Annotated in this window: 1 protein-coding gene; it reads right to left on the minus strand. The window is 63.5% G+C overall.

The window, feature by feature from the left end:
• On the minus strand, positions 1 to 200 hold a 200-nt coding region (locus AACY49_RS32035), incomplete at its 3' end, for a DUF736 family protein (RefSeq protein ID WP_445262688.1).
• Between the last annotated feature and the right edge of the window lie 282 nt (positions 201 to 482).

Raw genomic sequence — 482 nt, forward strand, 5'->3', positions numbered from 1 at the left:
ACCTGCACCCAGGTGCGGCCGGGGGTGAGCGCGTGGATCTCGTAGCGCGGCGCGCGGGGATTGTTCGATTGGACTGGCTTCAGCGCGATCGTCATCGCCACTGCGAGCGTCGAGATGCGGCCCATGAAGATGCCGGCTTCGTTCTGCTTGATCTGACCGATGTTCATCGTAACGTCTCCTGTGTGTCTGCTGGACCCCATGTCCTCGACAACATCTTCAATTCCTCTCTCCTCCCCGGCCCTTCGGCCGGGCAGGGCGCGAAAGCGCCCCTCACCGACGCGCTTTTCGCGTGGCGGTGGACGATGGTAGGGAGTGGTAGGGAGCGTCCTGGGGCGGTCGTTTACGAGGAAGACGAGGTCAGTGCCGAACAGATGACGCTTGGCGGCGCGCCGGTGGCGTTCACCGCGTTGGTGAGACTGCGAAGAACGGTTTGTTTGATATCGGCGTGGAGCCTGTCCCGCTCGTCGCGGAATCGCGGTTCT

Source organism: Pseudomonas sp. EL_65y_Pfl2_R96, assembly GCF_963970905.1.
Classification (GTDB): domain Bacteria; phylum Pseudomonadota; class Gammaproteobacteria; order Pseudomonadales; family Pseudomonadaceae; genus Aquipseudomonas.